Origin of the sequence: Mariniflexile sp. AS56, from assembly GCF_030552475.1 — a bacterium.
In the GTDB taxonomy this organism is placed as follows: Bacteria; Bacteroidota; Bacteroidia; order Flavobacteriales; family Flavobacteriaceae; genus Mariniflexile.
The window spans coordinates 225893-247488 of sequence record NZ_JAUPED010000006.1; the positions used below are offsets into that span (position 1 = coordinate 225893).

At 34.2% G+C, this 21596-nt stretch carries 11 protein-coding genes; all 11 read left to right on the top strand.

Annotated features, from left to right (window positions below):
• Positions 1-372 precede the first annotated feature (372 nt).
• The 11 genes from Q5N74_RS09585 (at position 373) to Q5N74_RS09635 (ending at position 21573) form a co-directional block, all read left to right on the top strand.
• Positions 373-4509, top strand: coding sequence for a two-component regulator propeller domain-containing protein (locus tag Q5N74_RS09585; RefSeq protein ID WP_304388566.1), 4137 nt, complete (start codon positions 373-375; stop codon positions 4507-4509).
• 367 nt (positions 4510-4876) lie between these two features.
• Positions 4877-6676, top strand: coding sequence for an alpha-L-fucosidase (locus Q5N74_RS09590; protein ID WP_304388567.1), 1800 nt, complete (start codon positions 4877-4879; stop codon positions 6674-6676).
• Positions 6677-6730: 54 nt separating this feature from the next.
• Positions 6731-9691 carry a TonB-dependent receptor gene (locus Q5N74_RS09595; protein ID WP_304388568.1) on the top strand — a complete coding sequence of 987 codons (2961 nt, stop codon included), beginning with the start codon at positions 6731-6733 and terminating at the stop codon, positions 9689-9691.
• A 29-nt stretch (positions 9692-9720) separates the two neighbouring features.
• Positions 9721-11295 (top strand): RagB/SusD family nutrient uptake outer membrane protein, encoded by a 1575-nt coding sequence (locus tag Q5N74_RS09600; RefSeq protein WP_304388569.1) that lies wholly within the window; start codon positions 9721-9723, stop codon positions 11293-11295.
• Positions 11296-11381: 86 nt separating this feature from the next.
• Entirely contained in the window at positions 11382-13187 is a 1806-nt protein-coding gene (locus Q5N74_RS09605; protein ID WP_304388570.1) for an arylsulfatase, read from the top strand.
• 33 nt (positions 13188-13220) lie between these two features.
• Positions 13221-13571: a hypothetical protein gene (locus Q5N74_RS09610; RefSeq protein WP_304388571.1), complete on the top strand. Its 351-nt coding sequence runs from the start codon at positions 13221-13223 to the stop codon at positions 13569-13571.
• A gap of 40 nt (positions 13572-13611) precedes the next feature.
• On the top strand, positions 13612-14742 hold the full coding sequence (locus tag Q5N74_RS09615) for an alpha/beta hydrolase fold domain-containing protein (protein ID WP_304388572.1): 1131 nt from the start codon (positions 13612-13614) through the stop codon (positions 14740-14742).
• Between the two features lie 33 nt (positions 14743-14775).
• Positions 14776-15702: a T9SS type A sorting domain-containing protein gene (locus Q5N74_RS09620; protein WP_304388573.1), complete on the top strand. Its 927-nt coding sequence runs from the start codon at positions 14776-14778 to the stop codon at positions 15700-15702.
• A gap of 57 nt (positions 15703-15759) precedes the next feature.
• Entirely contained in the window at positions 15760-18213 is a 2454-nt protein-coding gene (locus Q5N74_RS09625) for a T9SS type A sorting domain-containing protein (protein ID WP_304388574.1), read from the top strand.
• Positions 18214-18235: 22 nt separating this feature from the next.
• Complete coding sequence (locus tag Q5N74_RS09630) at positions 18236-20062, top strand: T9SS type A sorting domain-containing protein (protein ID WP_304388575.1); 1827 nt, start codon at positions 18236-18238, stop codon at positions 20060-20062.
• Between the two features lie 107 nt (positions 20063-20169).
• The gene (locus Q5N74_RS09635) at positions 20170-21573 is read left to right on the top strand and encodes a sulfatase (protein ID WP_304388576.1); all 1404 of its coding nucleotides are present in this window, start codon (positions 20170-20172) and stop codon (positions 21571-21573) included.
• Positions 21574-21596 lie beyond the last annotated feature (23 nt).

The following is a 21596-nucleotide window of genomic DNA, read 5'->3' on the forward strand; positions in this document are numbered from 1 at the left end:
ACCATTAAAAGTGAATAATTTGAACCAGATCATTTACGGCTTTAAATACATGAAATACAATGAGTTTTGATAATTTAATTATGCTCACTTTAATCCGCTGTGAGTGGTATTGTCTAGCCGTTTTTTGTACTAGGGTGTAAAAAACTAAATAATAAATAATTCGGAAACTCTATTATTGAAAAAATTGTTTCTTAAATTTAACCTCTATAATCTTAAAGGTTTCAAGTTGGTGCTGTTAAATTGCACCAATCATTTTAAAAAAAAAGTAACGTGTTTATTAAGCTGGTACCCCTTATTTAATTAAAGTATTTTGCTTAGAATTTACGAAAACTAGACGCTATTTTTTTATTTAAAAGTTATTTTTAAATACTTATGAAAGTATATATAATTCATCTGTTAATATTTTTTTGCGTTAGCTTTATTTATGCTCAACCAGAAAATGTTAAACCAAGTAATCAACGTATAGAGAGCTTTAAAAATGAGCAGGGATTTTACCAAAATACAGTCAATGCAATTGTTTCAGATTCTAATGGATATTTGTGGATTGCCACCCCAAATGGCTTGGTAAAGTACGATGGATACTCATTTGATTACCATTACTACAATCAAGAGAATAATGAATCTCTCCCTAACAACTTTGTTTCAAATCTTTTAAGTGATTCTAATGGACGGCTTTGGGTTGGCACAAGAGGTGGATTGTGTGTTTATTTAACTGATAAGGAGAAATTTATACCCATTCAAAATTCCATCGAAAGAGTAGTTTTTATAAAAGAGGATTCTAAAAAACGGATTTGGGTCGGAAATCATCATAAACTCGATATATATTATTCGGCTAATAATAAATTAGATAAGATTGATAAAATAGCAGAAATAAATTTTAAAAAGGCATTGGAAGGTCAGTTAATAACTGATATCGCATTTCTTTCAGATTCGGAGTTGCTAGTCTCTACATACCACAAATTGTATAAAGTAGATTTTAATGAAAAATCAAATTTTTCAATTGGCATCATGGAGCTAAAGTTAGACTCTGGTATTGATTATATTAAAAATATATTAAAGATTGATAATTCATTATGGATAGGAACCAATTCTGGACTCTATCATACTTTTTACGAAAATAGCAGGTTAATTACACTCGGAGGATATTTTAATTCGGAAAATGGTCATTTCAACCAACCTTGTGAGATTTTATCGCTTTATCTGGATAAAGAAAAGAAATTATGGATTGGAACGAAGAAGAATGGTGTGATTAAATATGATTTAGATAATTCTGAGTTTACGTCTTTTACGCACGATTCAAAATATAATAATGGATTAACGAGTAATCGAATTAATTGTTTTTATGAAGATGATTTTGGGGTATTATGGATAGGAACGGCGCACGGAGGCATGTGTAAATTTGATAAAAACCAAAAACCCTTTCAAAATTATGCTCATAATGCGTATGACGATACTTCCTTATCAAGTAATCTAATTACTGATTTAACAGAAGATAATAATGGACGAATTTGGATTTCTTTTTTTGAAAGTTCGATAAGTAGAACAAAAGAAAAATTAAAACTCAATTCTGGTAATTTAGTAGTTATTGAAAGGCTCGAAGAACAATTAAAGAAATTAGATAATCAATGGGTTTTAAGGCTTTATCAAGATTTTAAGGGGTATTGGTGGATCGGTACCGATGAAGGTGTTTATTTGTATGATGAGCAAAAGGATAAACTTAAACAGGTTCGTTTTAAAGTTAAAGACGATTTAGTTGATCATATATTTAATCGTGTCATAGCGCAAATAAACACTGATCAAATCATATTGGGTGGGTCTCATATTTCCATAATAAACGATCCTTGGAATGATATTTTAAACGACAAACCGGTAGGAATCAACCAAGAATTACATGATTTGATAAAAGACGCCCAGATCATTGATTATGTAAAAGATAGTTTTGGGAACTATTGGTTTGCCTCTTCGAATGGGGTCTATAGAATTGTTTATAAGAATGGTAGATGGCTGATAAAAAACCACTTAACAACAAGTTCAGAATTTAAGGAATTAAAACTTAGCCATAACCGTGTTTTTTCTATACACGCAAGTTCAAATAAAGATATTTGGTTGGGAACATTTGGTGGCGGTTTAATGAAAGTTCAATTAAATAACTTAGGAGAACCGGTACAAATAAAAAGTTATCACAGAGTAGATGGGCTTCGTGACGAGGCTATTTATGGTATATTAGAAGATGATAAAGAACAATTGTGGTTGAGTACCGATATGGGGATTTGTTGTTTTGACACCAAGGCAGAAACATTTGATTTTTATGATGTTAACAATGGGCTTTTAAGCAATAATTTTCGACAATCTGCTTTTTTAAAAACTAAAGGAGGAATCATGTTAATGGGGGGAGTTGGTGGTTTAACAATTTTTGATCCAAAAGAAATTAAAAAAAATGAGATTACCCCAAAGATATTAATCTCTCGATTAAAAATAAATAATCAGCCTATTGTAGCCGGTAAAAAAATTAATGATAAAGTTATTCTTGAGCGTTCTATTTCCGATACAAAATCAATAGTGTTAGACCATAAAAACAGAAATATATCACTTGATATCATTGTGCAACATAGTGCAACTCCTAACAAAAACAAGTTGGCCTATAAGCTGGAAGGGGTAAATAAAGAATGGATTGAAATTGACGGAGGAAAAACAACCGCTACATATACAAATTTAAGTTCGGGTACTTATAATTTTGTCTATAAAGGAGCTAACGGTGATGATATTTGGACAACAGAAACAGAGAATTTCACCATACGGGTTTTAGCCCCGTGGTATTTACGGTGGTGGAGTATAGCACTATGGGTGGTTTTAGTTGCATTTATCACTTACGGGATATTTAAATATTTGGTTAGGTTAGAAAAATTAAATCAAAAACTGAAGTTCGAGCAATTGGATAAAGAAAGAGTTCAGGGTATGAACCAAGCAAAATTGCGATTTTTCACCAATATATCCCATGACTTTAAAACACCACTTTCATTAATTATTGGGCCTTTGGAAAAAATTGCTGAACAAAATAAAGACACAGGAAATCAAAAGTACTTTTCGATTATTCAAAATAACATTTCAAGGCTACATCGCCTAATCGATCAACTGGTTTCCTATAGAAAAGTTGAAACCGGTCATCTTGAATTAAACTATTCAAAAATCACTTTAGGAAATTTTATTTATCCTTTGATAGAGGCTTTTGAAGAATATTCCGAAAAAGGACTTCTAAATTTTTATTATAAAGTTGATGAACCTAATAAGCTCATTTCATTGGATATAGATAAAACGGAACGCATCCTTTTAAATTTGTTTTCCAATGCTGTTAAATATTCCAATTTAAATAAAGAAGTAAGCATTGAAGCTGGGTTTACCAATAATAATGAAAATGAATCCCTTTTTATTCAAGTAACAAATACCAGCGATGGTATCCCTCAAGAAAAAATTGATAGAGTATTCGATCGTTATTATAGGGGCGTTGATGAAAGAAATGACTGGAGTGGCACAGGGATTGGTTTAGCACTCTGTAAATCATTGATAGAATTAATGGAGGGTACAATTACAGTTGAAAGTGAACTTGACAAGAAAACTGTTTTTAGAATTACTCTTCCTATTGTTGATAAAGGAGATTATTTTGAAGAAGTGACGTTGAACACCTATCAAAAGTTGGTAACAGATTGGTTACCTGTCGAATTAGAGAGTGTTATAGATGATGCTTTGGATAAAGTGCGTCCAACCATTTTGGTAGTTGATGATGAACAAGATGTGCGCTCTTTTCTCTACGAAGCTTTTAAAAGCAAGTATAATGTCATACTTGCGGTAGACGGGGAGGAAGGATTAAGAAAGTTAAATGAAAATATACCTCAACTAGTCATCAGTGATGTTATGATGCCAAAAATTAATGGCTATGAGCTATGTGAAAAAATAAAGACCAGCACGGAATTTTGTCATATCCCTGTCATACTATTAACAGCAAAAAATGATGATATTAAGAAAATTGAAGGTTTGGAATTAGGAGCTGATGATTATATAACCAAACCTTTTTCAATAAAGTATTTAGAAGTTAGGGTGAAAACACTCATTGAAAACAAACAACGTATTTTTGAGCATTATACCATGTATAGCTCTTTGCCTAAAGATGCTTTAATAACTTCTGCCAGGGATAAGGGATTTTTAGAGCAAATAAATAGCTCGATTGATAAAAATATGTCAAACTCTAAGTTTGGGGTTGAGGAGTTAGCTTCTGAAATCAATATGAGTACCTCTCATTTTTACAGAAGGCTTAAAGAACTTACTGGACAAGCTCCAAATGCATACCTTAGGAATTTCCGTTTGCAAAAAGCTGCGGAATTATTAACTGCCAATAAAAACCTATCTGCTTCTGATGTTATGTATGAAATTGGCATAGAGTCTAAGTCTTATTATTCTTCTATATTCAAAAAAATTCATGGCGTATCCCCATCAGAATTCATAAAAAAACAATGATCGATTTGAGCAACAAGCATCTGTTAACTCTTTAAAATAAAGGTTTAATGTTGCTCAAATCCACTTGCGTGAATCGCCCAAACAAAAAGCGTGATACGAGTAAATGGGTCTGTTATTGTCTTTGCATATTTGTTAAACTATAACTGAACTAAATCATACACCACTTTAAACCTGTTCCTTTTGCTTATTTTATACTGAACATTAGAGAATTAATCCTAAAATTGAAAATAGGTGTATCGGTTTATAATCCTGATTAAAGATTAATCTTTAACTGGATATTTTAAGAATTCCCATTCGGGTATTTTAGTAGTTATAGCATAATTTGTTTTTAAAGAAAGGACGAATAGTCCTTATAAAATTAATCTATATGCTAAAATTAAAATCCTTTTCGACACTATTTCTTTCATTGTTTTTAACGCTACATGTTTTTTCACAAGAAAAAAAAGATGATCAAGAAAGTATGGATAAAATGTGGGGCGAAGCTTCTGTGTTAAATTCTAATTTAAGAGAAGGAAGAGGTAAGTTTTTTGATCAAAGCAATTTTGGCATGTTTATCCATTGGGGTTTGTTTTCAGACTTAGCTGGAAAATGGAAGGGCAAAACATATTATGGCATTGGTGAGTGGCTTATGAATCCTAGAGTGGCTAATATTCCTCCAAAAGAATACATGAAAGTAGCTGAAGATTTTAACCCTTCAGAATTTGATGCTAAATCTATAGCAAAATTAGCAAAAGATGCTGGGATGAAATACATAATCATTACCAGTAAACATCACGAGGGTTTCGCTATGTTTGATTCTGAAGTAAGCGATTTTAACATTGTAGATGCCACGCCATTTAAACGTGATCCAATGAAAGAATTATCACAAGCCTGTCATGATTTGGGTTTAGGATTCGGGTTTTATTACTCACACAATCAAGATTGGACAACACCAGGTGGTGGGAATGGACCTAAACTTCATGAAGATGGAACTACAGCTAGCTTTGAAGAATATTTCTATGAAAAATGTAAACCGCAAGTAAGAGAAATTTGTACTAATTATGGAAATATAGATTTCATTTGGTTTGATACACCTGGTGGAATGAAAAAAGAATATGTAATTGAATTAGCAGATTTAGTAAGGGAGCTACAGCCCAATACCATGCTTTGTAGTCGTGTAGGTTACGGACTTGGAGACTATATAAGCCATGGAGATATGGAAGTGCCTGCCAAAAACTTAGATGCGTTATGGGAAAGTTGCGATACCAATAATGATTCATGGTCTTACGCTTGGTATGATAATAATTTCAAAGGACCAAAAGAGATTCTACATAGGTTAGTTTCTACGGTTGGTCGAGGAGGAAGCTATTTGTTTAACATAGGTCCAGATGGAAATGGAAAGGTTCCAGAAATTGGTGCTCAATTTTTGGAAGAAGCTGGTAAATGGATTGCGAAATATCCACAAGTAATTTATGATGCAGGAAGTTCACCTTGGGGTCATGCATTACCTTGGGGAGATGTTACTACAAAAGATAACTCATTATTTCTTTCGGTATTTAATTGGCCACAAGATGGAAAACTTTATTTGCCAGGTTTGGAGAGCGAAATTATCTCAGCAAAAATATTGGGAATAGATAATTCTGAAAAGCTCAAATATGAAAATAAAAATAATTGGGTGGTATTCGATGTCCCTTATAAAACGCCAGACTCACCAGTTTCGGTTATAGAAGTTAAACTGAAAAATGATGTTAAAAACATTCAAGTGGATAATAATCTTGGAGTTTATCCAAATATTGAATCGGAATTTTTAACAGAGTTTGCTGAAGTTTTTAAAGCAAATAAAGAATCCATTAGATGGATGGAGAAATTTGGAGAATGGAAGAGAACTAGCCAAATAAGTAATTGGAAAGAAAATAGTAAAGCCGTTTGGACTATTAATGTGTTAGAGCCAGGATATTACTATTTAGATTTAAATTATAAAGGAGAAGGTCGTCTAGTTTGGAAAACTACTACCGATGAGGGCGTAATGGTTCAAAATCAACAGGCTGCCACAGAAAAATATCAAGAGTATCCCATGGGAATTTTGGAATTTAAAACCGCAGGAAAACATACTATTTCAGTGTCATTGGTTGAAGGTAATCCAGAAACATCAAGCTTAAAGTCAGTAACTATTAAACCTATACAATAATTATAATAACAAGAGCAAACATAAAACTAAAATTTTAACTAAACTAAACTAATTATGAAAAACCTATTTTTTGCTTTTATGGTTACTATATCCATATCTGTCTTTTCTCAAAACAAGACAATTACAGGTAAAGTAACAGATGGCACTGGTCAACCCCTCGCCGGTGCAAACATACTTGAAAAGGGTGCCTCTAATGGTTCACTGACAGATTTTGATGGTAATTTCTCAATTAGTGTTGCAAATCAAAATTCCATATTGAAAATTTCCTATGTTGGTTTTTTGAATCAGGAAATATCAGTTCAGGGTAAAAACACAATCAATATTACATTGAAAGAAGACCTTGAAGCTCTTGATGAAGTTGTTATTATTGGTTATGGAACGGTCAAGAAAAAAGATTTAACAGGTTCTGTATCTGTCATTAAAGCAGAGGAAGCCTTAATGGCTCCAGTGGCAAGCGTACAAGATGCACTTCAAGGAAGGGCATCAGGAGTTCAGGTAGTATCTAGTGGAGGCGCACCAGGTTCGGCACCCGATATTATAATTCGTGGTGGGAACTCTATAACTGGCGGAAATGCACCATTATATGTTGTTGATGGATTTGTTGGAGCTGGAAATATTTCATCTTTGAATCCTAATGACATAGAATCCATGCAAATATTAAAAGATGCTTCCTCTACGGCAATATATGGTGCAAGAGGAACGAATGGGGTGATTTTAATTACTACGAAAAAAGGAAAAATAGGTAAGCCTGTTGTGAACTTTAAAGCATCTAGTGGGGTTCAAACGATACCAGATCAGATAGATGTGCTATCAAGTCGTGAGCTAGCTACATGGTTTAATAACCTTGCTCCAGATCAAAATAATTTACCTTGGGATTTGAATAACCTTCCAGGAACTGAAACTAATTGGCAAGAGGTAATGACTGGGCCAGCTCAAATGTCCGACTATCAGTTATCTGTAAGTGGTGGTAGTGATAATACACAATATTTCCTATCAACTGGATTTCTAAATCAAGAAGGTATCGTAAAGGGCTCGGATTTTAAAAGGTATAGTTTACGTACTAATATCGACACAAAAATATCAAAAGTCTTTAAGGCAGGGGTTAACCTCGCACTTTCCAGAACCGATAGAGACAATAATGATGTTAATTTTCAACAATTGTTAAGAGCAGATCCATCAAAACCTATTTACGATGACGAGGGAAATTATTTCATTGGTGATAACCCTCTTTTGGGCAATCAAACAGACCATTTGTTAGCAGATGCCGAATTGAATCAAGACGATACTACTCTTGATAAAATCTTTATTAATACTTATGTACAAGCATCTATTTTGGACAATCTTATACTAAAGTCAACGTTTGCTGGAGACTTCCTTTATAGCAAACGCCACAGGTTTATACCTTCTACAAATCCTTCCAAAATCCGTAACAATCAATTGGCTTCGGCTATAATTAACACATTTTACGATGCAGATTTCTTAAATGAAAATACCCTTAACTATACAGAAACATTTGGTAATCATTCATTAAATCTTTTAGGAGCTGTTACGTTCCAGACCCATAGTAGAGAAACTTCTCAAACTAATGCTGGCGATATACCTAGTGATGGAGTAGGCGTTAATGCCGTTCAGTTGGCACCTGCAGAAAGTGTATCGATATCTTCAGGTTATACCGAAGATCATTTAATAGGTTTATTAGGAAGGGTACAATATGGGTACAAAGATAAATACTTGCTTACTGCTTCTATTAGAAGAGATGGGTCATCACGATTAGGAATTAATAACAGATGGAAAAACTTTCCATCTGTCGGGCTTGCTTGGAAAGTAAAAGAAGAACCATTTATGCAGAATATAGACGTGATTGATAACTTAAAGATAAGAATGAGTTATGGGCAAACAGGAAATCAGGGAGCAAATCCGTTTGTAACAATTGCAAACTTTAATATTATAAATAACACCATAATTGTGGATGGCGTAACCGTTCCTGGAATCACTCAAGGACAATTGGCAAAACCGGATCTTGGTTGGGAGACCACAGATCAGTATGATTTAGGATTAGAGTTTTCTATGTTTAATTCTCGATTTTCTGCCGAGGTAGACCTATATTATAAAAAAACAAAGGATTTATTATTGAATGAACCACAACTTGGTTTTACTGGTTTTGGTAGCCAATTAACAAATATTGGAGCGGTTGAAAACAAAGGAATTGATGTAACGTTAAATGGCGTTTTTGTTAGAACAGACGATTTTAAATGGGATGCTTCTCTTACAATTTCTAAATATAAAAATGAAGTGCTTAGTTTAGGGCAGAGCACGTTTATAGAAACCAATAGATTAACTGCTCCAGCGAATGATCGTAATAGTGAATTAAGAGTAGGGCAGCCTTTTGGAGTTTTTGTGGGAGCCATTTATGATGGTTTCGATCCAGCAACGGGCGAGGCTATTTTTAGGGATATTAGTGGGCCAAATGGGGAGCCAGATGGACAGTACACTGCAGAGTTTGACGACACCATTATAGGAGATGCTAATCCTGATTTTTATGGAGGATTTCAAACCAACTTTAAATACAAAAACTTCGATTTATCGGCATTCTTTACATTTAGTGTAGGGAATGAAAATTACAATGAAGAGTTTTTTAGAGCCATTGAATCATCAACGAATAGTTTTGCTTTAATTCGAAACAATATGTGGACGCCGCAAAACACCGATAATGCGCTATATCCTGGTTTTAGCAGCTATTCCTATGATCGTTCTAGTAGTTTATATATTCAGGATGCTAGTTATTTAAGACTTGGTACTTTGCAATTAGGGTATACCCTTCCTAAAAATTTAATTAAAGGCATTGGTAAATTTAGAACGTATATTACAGGTACAAACTTGTTGTTAGTAAAATCAGACGATTACCTAGGTTTTGACCCTGATGTAAATACCGGAACTGGCCTTGAACGTGGGTTTGATGGTATTGCATACCCTAAAAATAGATCAATCCTTTTTGGAATTGATGTTACATTTTAAATCAAGTTTAATTGTTAAAAAATAAGATAATGAAAAATAAGTATAAATATATAATTATAGCTTTTGTTACCATTTTATGTGGTAGCATAACGAGTTGTAACAGCCTTTTAGATGAAGACGCAAGAGGTTTACTGACTCCAGATACTTTTTTTAAAAATGCAGAAGAAGCCACTTTAGCCTTAAATAATTTAAATGATAATGTTGGTAGTGCAGGATTTCTTGATCATTTGGGAACCGATGTTGGCGTGTGTGGTAGACAACCATTGTCGGCAGCAGCTAGATTTGGTGCTTTTGAATATGCGCCCGATGATGGCCGTGTAGCAAATACTTGGAGCGGATATTATACAGTAGTTAGAGATGCCAATTTAGTTTTGGCTAGTATTGAAAGATCTTCTTTGTCTGATGCAGTAAAAGGTAATGCCATTGCTCAAACACTTTTCTTTAGGGCATTTGTCTATTTAAATCTTGTTACTCAATTTGGAGATGTACCATATTGGAGAGATGAGTTGAATGATATTGAAGCAGTATCATTGTTAGGTAAAACGGATTCGAAAGTCATACTTAATGGTATAATTGCAGATTTAGAACAGGCAATTGCATCGGGCTATTTGTCCACAAAAAAATGGAATGAAAATGAAGGAAGGCCTACAGTTTGGGCAGCACGCATGTTAAAAGCGCATTGTCATGTTTGGCTTGCTCAATATGATCAAACGGAATGGGCAAAGGCGCGTACAGAGCTAATTGAAGTAACTGCCAATTCTCCACATCAATTAAGTAATGATTATGCTGAAATGTATCGAGAAGGTAAGGAATTACATAACGAGATTATTTTTGGTAAGCAATTATTAGCAGACATAAAAGGCTCAAATGCAAATCCGGCTCATTGGAATAGACCAGCAGAGAATGGCCCTACGAGAACTGCTATGGATCAATTAGGTGTCCTTCAAGGATCTTCGGCACTTTGTTTAAGAAAAAGTTTTGCCAACACCTTTAATGCTAATGATAAAAGAAAATTATATAACGTTTGGGATAGCCAGTTACAACAAAATGGTACAACAACAGCAGTGTTTAATTGGGTATATGTTCCTAAGGTACAACGCGCTCCAGTACCAGTAAGTGATCCGTTGATGTCATTTAATGAGCCAAACGGAAATGGAAGTAATCCAGATCGTATATTTTTATTAGCAGATGCTTATTTATTACTTGCAGAAGCTGAATTTATGATAGGAGGATCTACTACTGCGGCGCTTGCAGCTATCAATAAAGTAAGAAGCACAGCTAGGACCGGCTTAGCGCCATATACCGCTATTACAATTGAAGACATCCGAAATGAACGTGGTTGGGAATTGGTTACTGAAGGATTTTGGGGCCGTAAAAAAGATCTTGTCCGTTGGGGAATATTAGAATCAATAATTATTGGTATGCCAGCTGCAGAAACAGATGCGGGAGCTCCTGCAGAGGCTATAGCACGTGCGCAAGCTGAGGCCGACATAATTTTAGCTGGAAAAGATGGACAATATCTGGTTTTACCAATACCGCTTAATGAAGTATTGCAAAGTAAAGATATAGGTGGTGCCTTGACTCAAAATCCATTATGGGAATAATTTAATTCAATCATTTTTAAGATAAGAGCTTAGTTGTTTTAGCTCTTATCTTAAAAAAAAATATATACAGACCGATAACTAAAACTATGACAAACCTATTCAAATACATAACGCTAATTGCTATAATTACTATAACGATTTCGTGTAAATCCGAAAAAAAAGAGGAAGTTAATGAGCAACCAAATATTCTAATTGTAATTACCGATGATCAAGGTTATGGAGATGTCGCTCATAATGGAAACACAATTATTAAAACTCCTACTATTGATAAGTTTGCAACGCAAGGGGTAAGCTTAACAAACTATCATGTGGGTACAACTTGTGCGCCTACAAGAGCAGGATTGTTAACTGGTAGAAATTGTAATAGAAATGGGGTTTGGCATACCATAATGGGAGCTTCTATGTTAAACAGAGAAGAAGTAACTATTGCCGATGTATTTAAAGAAAATGGTTATAAAACTGGCATGTTTGGTAAATGGCATTTAGGAGACAACCACCCGTTCGCTCCACAAGATCGCGGTTTTGAAGAAACCTTTTACCATGGTGGTGGAGGTGTTGGTCAAACACCAGATTATTGGAACAACGATTATTTTGATGACACTTATTATAGAAATGGAACGCCTGAAAAAGTAGAAGGATACTGTACTGATGTTTGGTTTAATGAAGCCATCAAATTTATTGAAAACAAAAAGGACAATCCGTTTTTGTGTTATTTAAGTTTAAATGCGCCTCATTCTCCTTTCAATGTGCCTCAAGAATATTATGATCTTTATAAAGACGAAGAAAGTTTATTAGAAACTCAAAAACGTTTTTATGGTATGATAACTAATGTGGATGATAATTTTGACAGACTGTTGAATAAATTAGAAGAGTTAAAAATAGCAGACAATACCATTGTCATTTTTACTACAGATAATGGAACTTCTAATGGATATAAAGTAGATGAAGAAACGGGAGCAGTCCATGGATACAATGCAGGAATGCGGGGTACAAAAGCTAGCGAATATGAAGGTGGACATAGAGTACCTTTTATAATCAGGTGGCCTAATGGAAAATTGGAAGCCGGAAAATCACTTTCAGACTTAACTGCCCATGTAGATCTATTACCAACATTAACATCATTAGCAGGAATTGATTTTGCTTCAGATAAAGTTATGGATGGTACTGATATTAGCTCATATTTAATAGGTGCATCCAAAATAGAGGATCGCTATTTAGTAACAGATACACAACGTATTGCTTGGCCCGAAAAAGGAAAAAATAGTTGTGTAATGGATGGCGAATGGAGATTAATGAATGGGGATGAATTATACAATTTAAGTAATGATCCAGGACAAACCATGAACATCGCAGAACAACATCCGGATAGAGTTTCAAATATGAATGCCTTTTATGAAACTTGGTGGGAAAGTGTTATCAAAGAAGTCAAATATTCAACTATTGATTTAGGTGTTGATGAAGAAGAAGTGATTACTTGTCATGATGCAAGAACTGTAGATTATTATCCACCTTGGAATCAACAAATGATAAGAAATGGAGAGCCCATGAAACCGGCATCGTTTTTCGTGAATTTTGTCAAACCAGGTAAGTACACCTTCAAATTAAGACGTTGGCCATCAGAAAGTAAAATGTCATTAGGAGCTGAAATCTTAGATGACAGACCAGCCACAGAAACTACAGATGCTATTATTGTAGGAAAGGCAATGCGATTTAAAAAAGCCTTCGTAAAGATTGGAAATCAAGAAGTTTCAGTTGATGTTGATAATGCTTCACAATCTACTGATTTACAATTAACTCTTGAAAAAGGACAGACAGAATTATTAGCTTGGTTCGAGCTAGAAAATGGAACTTTAACAAATGCATTTTATGTAAATGTTGAAAAAAATAATTAAGCTAAACAATTAAACAATTAAACAATTAAAAAGATGAAAAAAATTATCGTAGTACTATCAGTAATGTTAATAACACTATCTGTAACAGCGCAAAAGAAAAAAGGTAAAGCTGCCAATAACGATTGTTATTTAACAGAAGCTGCCAAAACATTTGACTTATCTGATGATAAAAAAATTGAATTAAATGAACTTTTAGTACAGGCTTCTAAAGAACGTGCTTCAATTAAGAAAGGCGTTAGAGCTGGAGAAATTACTAAAGATGAGGTTAAAGGAAAAACTAGAGGAATTAATCGTAAATATTTTGCTGATTTAGGCAAATTAACAGGTAAGTCTAGAGAAGAGGTGATGACTTTTGTTAAAGAAGTTGGGAGTAAGTGTAAATAATAATAAGACTTTTAATTAACCATAAACATTATTTCAAATAATGAGAATCATATTTTCAAATAAAATAAATCATCGAGTTTCAACATTGCTCGCTTTAAGCTTTCTGTTTCTTGGAACATTAGAAGCTCAAGACCTGCAAACGGATACTAGAGTCGATGCCAAAAGAGAGTTTTCAAAACTGGATAATAATAAAAATGGCGTTCTTGAAGTAGCAGAGGTCATCCAAATTTGGAAACTTTTAAGAAAATATGATTCTGATAATAATAAGAAGCTTACGCTTGAAGAATATTCAAATTTTGATATTCCATATCTGAAAACTAAGGGAGATATTGAACTTAATGTAAAATACAAAACAACAAAAGAAGAAGATTTGTATTTGGATATTTATTATCCTTCACAAAAATCAGAGGGCAACAAATACCCTATAGTATTTTACACCCACGGAGGCGGTTGGTTTAATGGCAGTAAAGAAAACATTGTGAGATCTCCTGTTGCAGAGCCTTTTTTAGAATTAGTAGAACAAGGCTTTGCAGTAGTTTCAATTAATTATAGACTTACAAGAAGTAAATCTGTATTGATGCGTGATTGTGTTATTGATGCTATGGATGCATTAAGGTATCTCTCTAAAAATAGCGATTCATTAAAACTGGATGCTAACCAAGTTTTTGTTTTAGGAGATTCGGCAGGAGGACATATAGCACAAATGCTATTGCTTGCTAATCCAGATGACTTTAAAGGCGATAAAAAACTTTATGGAAATCAATACAAAGTAATAGCAGGGGTTTCATGGTATGGACCTTCTGATTTTACAATAAAAGAATTATTTGAAACGGATGATGCTAAGAAAGAAGCAGATAGATTTAGCTCTAGAATTACAAAAACAGAATCTAATCCTTCTAAAATGGAGGCTATGTACAAAGAGATGAGTCCTATACTTTATTTAACAAAAGAAAGTCCACCATTGTTCATGATGGCTGCTGATAATGATACCACTATTCCAGTAGGTCATGCGTATCACATAAAAAAGAAAGCAGATGAAATTGGTGCTAACGTCGAAATATTTATAGTAAAAAATGCAGGGCATAATTGGCGAAAAGCAGGAGGACCCATTGACCCAACTCTAGAAGTAATAACCAAAAAAACAGTTGACTTTATATTGAAGTACAACTAACAAATTTTTATTAACTATTTAAACAATTACATTATGAAAACAAATTACAGAATGAAAACAATTAAAACCGGGTTAGCAGTTTTTGCTATGGCCTTGAGCTTTACATTTGTAAGTGCTCAAACGGAAGATGTACTTGTAACTGACAACATTAGAACTATCACCACTAATGTATATGCAGGTGGACCAATTACAATTGAATCAGGTGTACAAAGTGTAGAGGGAACAACATTTAAAATTCAAGCTACTCTTACTCCTAATTCAGCTTTATCAGGTGCTTCAGCATTTATTGAGAGTAATGGTTCTAATAGATATGGAGTTGATGGAGCTGGAATTGAAGGAGACAACGTTGAAAGTATTGAAACTAGTAATTTAACAGTTATTGATTTTGATCCTGGTACAACATCTTACACAGTAGCCGATATCTCAGACTTACATTTTACTGGGATTACTCTTTTTAATTCCAATAATGCTCTTGATCAAATAGTTTTTGATATTGTTGGAGGGTCTAATCCTGGTAATTTTAACATAGGTGTAACGGCAACAAGAGCTCCAACGATTACTTTTGGTGATCCCTATACGAATGCAGCAGCAGTAGAAACCACAGTTGGGAGTACTACAGGGGTAACTGCTTTTACTATGTCTAATGGTACTACAGATGCTGCTGATGCTTACCAAATTATTGGTACTAACTGGGCGCTTACTTTTAAAAAAGACCTTTCACTATCTGTGAACGATGTTATTAAAAAAGGTGCATTATCTATTTACCCTACAGTAGTAGAAAACACGTTTACAGTAAGCAAAGCGTTTGAAACATTACAACTTTTTGATATTACTGGTAAAACAGTAAGAACATTTAGTGCTACTGATGCTTTAGAAGTGTCTGGACTTGTTTCTGGATTATACATCGTTAAAATACAGTCTGAAGTTGGCATAGCTACTGGTAGATTGATTATAAAATAATTTAAAATTCTAAGTTCTAAATCTACCATACTATAATTTTTACCATTTGTTAGTACTATGAAAAGGAAACAAATAAAACATGTTAAAAATAGAGAACGTACTTTACTATTATGTATAGCATGTTTTTTATTGTCTATTTTTAATATTAAAGCCCAAGTACCTGATCCCAATCAAGGATTAAGAGCAGAATGGATGCGTGGTGCATTGGGTTTGCTATGGCTGCCAGAGCGTAATTTTAATGGCAATATAGAAGGTATACGAATTGATGATTTTATAACTCAAATCAATTACCTAAGAACTATTGATTATGTTCAGTTACCTCTAACAAGCCCAAACATTTTTTCTCCAATCCATGTTGCTCCACATCCTATAATTGAAAGTTTATGGGAAAATGATACCGATACAAATGGCAATCCAATTAATTTGGCAGTTCCTAGAGAAGCAGTAGACGATCCGCTTTTAACTTGGCTTAAATCGCTTAGAGCCGCAGGATTAAGAACAGAGCTATATGTAAATTCATATAATTTACTAGCAAGATTTCCAGAAAATGTTCAAGCAGATTATCCGGATGTATCAGCACGTTGGATGGCATGGTGCGATACTAATGCAGAGGCCCAAACTTTTATTAACAGCCAAACGTATCACAGTGGAGATGGCAGGCGTAAATATATGTTTTGCTATGCAGAGTTTATTCTTAAAGAATATGCCATGCGTTATGGAGATTTAGTTGATGCTTGGTGTTTTGACTCGGCAGATAATATTATGGAGAATGAGTGTGGCGACGATCCTGCATCTGGAATTTTGAATGATCAGAGAATTTATCAAGCTTTTGCAGATGCTTGTCATGCAGGGAATCCGAACGCGGCGATATCATTTAATAATAGTGTTGGAGATAGAGAAGGAAACCCGTTTTCAACAGCAACCTTATTTGACGATTATACTTTTGGACACCCTTTTGGAGGCGCCGGTAATATGGTTGAACCTAGAGACCCTTTATATGGTTATAATTTTGGTATCATTGAATGGATGGGAACTTATAATGGATATGCTTTTATAGAAGCAGGCGAATCAAGATCTTGGAATGATAAAGTAGTTTCCCATTTTTTTCCAAAACAAAGTACAACATCTTGGAATGCTGGTAGCGCGCCATGTTTAACGGATGCGGAATTTGTAGAATGGACTACTACTGGGCTTATAAGTGGAGGCTCCATAACATGGGGAACGCCGCTAGTGAGAACAAACTTAGAAAACTCGCCTGTCCTTACATTACAACCATATGCACTAACACAGTTTGAACTTACAGATATTAACCTAAAAGAATTTCAATATCCTGGAGCACCAAATTGGTCAAGACAATATACTATTTTAGCTGAAGCATACATAGGAATGCCATATGCACATACATTAACAGAAGGATTTGATTTTTGGGATCCAGAAGGCAATGTTATTACATCGCTTATTGCTCAAAATAGTTTCCCAACTTGGTTAACGATTACAGAAACAGAACCAGGTGTTTGGACCTTGAGTGGTACACCTAATGAAACGACAGATACAAATTATGAGTTTGATTTAAGAGTTAGTGATGCTTCTAGTGGAAGAAACAGAACGGTGAAATTAGCCGTTTATGAAGAATTTGTGCCTGAACCAATCATAATTGATGTTCAAATACAAGCTACAGAAAACACCACGTATCCATCGGGAGCAGTTACCATGACGGGTACTGCAACAGTTCCTGGTTATGATGCCACTTTTGAAATTGATATAACGGTAACACCTGATGGTGATTTCACAACCTATCCAAATGCCGTAATAGTCTCAGGAACAAGTGATACAAACGGCAACTCCACTACAAAAAGTTGGGGTATAAGTGATGATGGAACAAACGATGCTTCAGGCGATAGAATATTCGCAGGTGAACAACAATTTACTGCAACTATGAGTAATGCTAGAGTAGGAAGTATATCTGGGTCTAGTGGCTTAACAACAGAAAATATTACTATCGATACTTTCAAATCAATAACTATAGTAAATGCTCAGAGTTCGGGTGATAGATTTACGTTCTCAGCTGACGGATCATCAGAATTTCAAATGGGTAAACTAAGTCAACCAACTAGTGTTGTAGATTTAGTAATAGAAGCAGCAGATGCGCAAATTGAGAGTTTTACAATCAAAAATGGTTCTACAGCAACAAACGATAAATGGTCAGTAAATAATATTACGGTTCAGGTTTCCATAGATGAGTCATCGCTAACCTTAGGAATTAATGACCTTAAAAGTATATCAGATACTTTTAGATTATATCCTAACCCTGCAAAAGATAATATTTCATTTAATAAGACAATACATGATGCTAAAATTATAGATTTAACAGGAAAGGTTGTGAAAACCTTTACTGCTGAAACAAAAAGCATAGATATAACTAATGTCGAATCGGGTATGTACATACTAAAAGGGGTTAGTGCTAAAGGTGATCCCATAATAAAAATATTTATAAAATATACTTCATACTAAAATCAACTTTAACTAATTAATAATGAGAATCAAAGAAAAAGCATCAATTTATATGACCAAGAGTAATTTCTTGCTCATACTTTTTTGCTTATTATTTGGAGTATATGAGGTAAAAGCTCAAGTGCCAGATCCCAATCAAGGTAAGCGTGCCGATTGGATGCTTGGTAGTTGGGGTTTAAATTGGAAGCCTGAAAATTTTTATAGTGGTCTTATTGAAGATGTTTCAATCCAATCATACCTCGAAAATTTAAAAGATATTAGAACTATTGATTATATTCAAGTTCATTTAACCGAATCAAATATTTATTCTCCATCTCATAGTGCTCCAAGCACACTTTTAGAAAGTTTTTGGGAAGGAGATACAGATTCGAATGGAAACCCCATTAATTTAATTGTTCCTAGAGCTTCTTCTGGTTCGGATCCTTTTTTAAGCTGGCTAAAAGCCATTAAAGGAGCAGGTTTAAAAACAATGGTCTATGTTAATTCATATAATTTACTAGCACGTGATGAAACAAGAATATCTAATTATTTTCCGAATGTATCAGAACGTTGGAAAAATTACTGCGATACAGATCCAACGGTTCAGACTTTTATTAATAGTAAATCTTATCATTTTGATGGTGTACATAGCAGGAGGCCTTATATGTTTTGTTATGCAGAATTTGTTTTAAAAGAGTATGCGATACGCTATGGAGATCTTATTGATGCTTGGGGTTTTGATTCTGCTGATAATGTTATGGAGGAAGAATGTGGTGATAATCCTGCTTCCGAAGACATTAATGATCAGAGAATATATGAAGCTTTCGCAAATGCTGTGCATGCAGGAAACCCAAATGCGGCTATTGCATTTAATAATAGTGTAGGTACGGCAGCTGCACCATTTACAACAGCAACTTATTTTGACGATTATTGCTTTGGTCATCCATTTGGTGGTGCTGGCAACATGGTAGAAACAACTAGTTTGTATGACAGGAATTTTGGAATATGCGAATTTATGCAAGATAATACTGGGCATCCATTTACTGGTGATACTAGAGCTTGGAATGATAATGTGGTGGGACGTTTTTTTCCAAAATTAAGTACTACTGCATGGAATGCAGGTAATACACCATGTTTAACGGATGAGCAATTTGTGGAATGGAACCGTGTAGGGATAATTAATGCAGGATCTATTCTTTGGGGTACACCTCTAATAAGAACAAATTTACTTAATTCTCCTGTTCTTACTATTCAACCATATGCGCTTACCCAATTGTCATTAACAGACACTTATTTTAAAGAATTTCAATTACCAGGAGCACCAAACTGGGCAAGACAACATACAGTTTTACCAGATGCAACTATAGGAGAACCATATTCACATAGATTAGTTCAAGATATCGATTTTTGGGATCCAGAAGGTGATATAATTACATCACTTTTAACTCTAGATAGTTTTCCAACATGGTTAACTATTATAGAAACAGAGTCCGGGGTGTGGACATTAAGCGGGACGCCTAATGAAACTACTGATACAGAATATGAATTTTATTTAAAAGTTAGTGATGCATTTGGAGGATCTAGTAGGTTAGTTAACATGAATGTTAATGCTAGTTCATTATCTGTGGAAGATATATATCAAGACAATAAGTATGCACTTAAATTATTCCCTAACCCAACATCGGGTAATATTTCTTTTAATATAGAGCCACAATTAATTGAGGTTTACGACATAAGAGGTAAGCTTTTAAAGAATGACAAATCTGGGTCAACTAGTTTAAGTGTTTCTGAGTTAAGCACAGGAATGTACATTATTAAGTTTTTAACTAACGATGGAAAAACATTTTTCAATAAATTTTTAAAAAAGTAAATACTATAAATAATTAATATGAACCTTCCATAACTAGATTTCTATAACAAATATAATGACCACATGGAATCACCATGTGACCCATAAAAAACAAATAAAATAGACACATGAAAACAAAATTAATCGCATTATTATTCATCCTAATATCAGTAGGTTGTAGTTCATCAAAGGCCCAACAACAAGTTGATAAACCTAACATCATTTTCATTTTTGCAGATGATTGGGGCTATGGTGATATAAGTGCACATGGTAGTACCTGGGTAGAAACACCTCATATTGATAAAATGATTAGCGATGGTATGGACTTTGCTAATTTCACGGTAAATAGTCCAGTTTGTTCACCAAGTAGAGTGGCGGTTATGACGGGGCAATTTCCGGCAAGACAATCCATTCATCAACATTTTCAAGGCTGGAAAGCACATGAAAAACGAGGTATGCCAGATTGGATGGACCCAACGGACATGTCGTTTCCTAAATATTTTCAGGATGCTGGCTACGTAACAGGTCATTTTGGTAAATGGCATTTAGGATGGAGATCAAAAGATTCACCTGTTGAAACAGATTATGGTTACGACGAATATGCAACGTTCAATGGTTCGAAAACTATAGATATTCCACATGCAGGATCTGTTGGTGTAGATTATGCTGAAAAATTTATTAAAGAAAACAAAGACAAACCATTCTTTATTAATCTTTGGTTACATGAAGCACATACAGCTCATTATCCTTTAGAAAAATTTATGGATCAATTTGGAAATTTGGATGAACAAAAACAAGTGTATGCTTCCGTTATAGCAGAAGGTGATGAAGCAGTTGGAAGAATCAATAAGCTTTTAAAAGAGTTAAATCTAGATGAAAACACACTTGTAGTATTTTCAACAGATAATGGTCCAGAATGGGAAGGTTCCGAAAAAGAAAAAATACACAGAAAAGATGATCCAGAAGGATTAGGAAAATACTATTCTGTTGGCGAAACAGGAGGTTTAAAAGGGCAAAAAAGATCTTTATTTGCAGGTGGTATTCGTGTGCCTTTTGTTGCCAAATGGCCAAAAGTAATAGCCGCGGGTGTAGAAGACAAAACTTCTGTAGTAACTGCTGTAGATTTATTACCGACGTTTTTTGAAGTAGCAAATATTCAAATGCCTACAGATTATAAACCAGACGGAGAGAGTATGCTTTCTGCTTTTAAAGGAAAAGATTTTAATAGAAGCAAACCCATTTTTTGGGAATGGCGAGGTGGTTCAAAAGAAGAATATACTTGGCCTACACTTGGAGTTAGAGATGGTGATTGGAAATTGGTTGTTGATGTAACCGGAGAAAAGTATGAGTTATTTAATGAAAAAGAAGATTGGAAAGAAGAAAATAATCTAGCAGAAGAGAATCCTGAAAAAGCCAAAGAATTATTAACGATGATAAATAATTGGAAAGCAACACTGCCAACAGAACCAAGAGCTAGTTGTACATCTATAGTAAGAAATGCCGTAAAAAAAGCAGGAAAAAATAAATCCTAATTTATAGGGTTATTTATTCATAA